At 74.4% G+C, this 1,381-nt stretch carries 1 protein-coding gene; it reads right to left on the bottom strand.

Features of this window, described 5'->3' with window-relative positions:
• Nucleotides 1-143: 143 nt before the first annotated feature.
• Nucleotides 144-1,381 (bottom strand): glutamyl-tRNA reductase (locus FE256_RS17925; RefSeq protein WP_138178348.1); only part of this gene is annotated, 1,238 nt, incomplete at its 5' end.

Below are 1,381 nucleotides of genomic sequence, written 5' to 3' on the forward strand. Positions count from 1 at the left end.
CCTGTGCTCGACTCGGTGGGGCACGGCCGCAGATGCGTGGGCCGGGGGGAGGAGATTCGGCGGGCGGAGGATGGATGCTGCGGTGTCGGTCCTCCGCTGCCCGGAAGTCCTCCGCGCGCCGGCGCGCCGGCGCGGCGCCGGGCTCAGACCGCGTCGGCGATGCGGGGAGCCTCGGGCTCGGAGACCTCGATGCCGAACAGCGCGGACAGCGCCGAGACGTAGTCGTCGCCGCGGCCGGACTCGGCGAGCTCGTGCGCGCGGGTCGTCGGGGTGTGCAGCAGCACGCCGACGAGGTGCCGCAGGGCCTGCTCGGTCTGTCCGCCCTCGTCGCCGCGGGCGCGCACCCGGGCGACCTCGGCGTCGAGTACGCCGAACACGTGAGCGCGCAGGGCGACGACCGCGGGGGTGATGTTCTTGCGTTCGCCGACCGAGGCGAAGCGGCGGGCGGCGTCGCGGACGAGGTCGCGCGCGGCATCCGTCGCCTGCAGCTCTTCGAGCGGGGCGTGGAGGCGGATGGTTTCGAGGTCGAGCAGGTCGACGCCGGGCACCGCGGCCACGTCGGGGTCGACGTTGCGGGGGAGGCCGAGGTCGATCACGAGGCGGCGGCCCGAGTGGTCGACGGGGCAGCCGGCGGGAGCGGCGGCGGATTCGGCGGCGGTGCGTCCCGCGGCGAACGTGGCGGCACTGACGACGTGGTGCTCGCTCGTCGTGCACGTGATCACGAGGTCGGCGTGAGCGACGGCGGTGGGGAAGGTCTCGGCCGAGACGGCGCGCAGCCCGTGCTTGGCGGCGAACTTCGCGGCGCGGCCCGAGGGGGAGTGGACCGAGATGTCCTCGGCGCCCTGATCGCGAAGTGCGGCGACGGTGGCGGCCGCATAGGCGCCGGTGCCGACCAGCAGCACGCGCTGCGTCGACCAGTCGGCGATGCGGCTGTCGGTGAGCTCGAGGCCGAGGCGCACGAGCGAACGGCCGGCGCGGCCGATCGCGGTGGAGTTCTTCACGCCGCGCTGAGCTTCGGACGCGCGCTGGAACAGCCGCTCCAGCTCTCCGGACGTGGTGCCGAGGTTGCGCGACTCGGTGAGGGCGCGCCGCACCTGACCGGCGATCTCGCCCTCGCCCACGACGACCGACTCGAGACCGGATGCCACCGAGAAGAGGTGCTCGGCCACATCTCCGCCGCCGAGCACGGTGTACGAACCCTCGAGCTCGCTCGCGGGAACGCCGGTGGCCGCCTCGATGGCGCTCAGCGTGGCCTCCACTCCCACCGCGACGGCGGCCGTGACGGGCTCGTCCATGTCGACGTAGGCCTCGAAGCGGTTGCAGGTGGCCACGACGACCGCTCCCTGCACGCACTCGTCGTGCGCGGCGATCAGGGGGGCGA

The organism is Microbacterium sp. 5K110 (assembly GCF_005774735.1).
Taxonomy (GTDB): Bacteria; Actinomycetota; Actinomycetes; order Actinomycetales; family Microbacteriaceae; genus Microbacterium.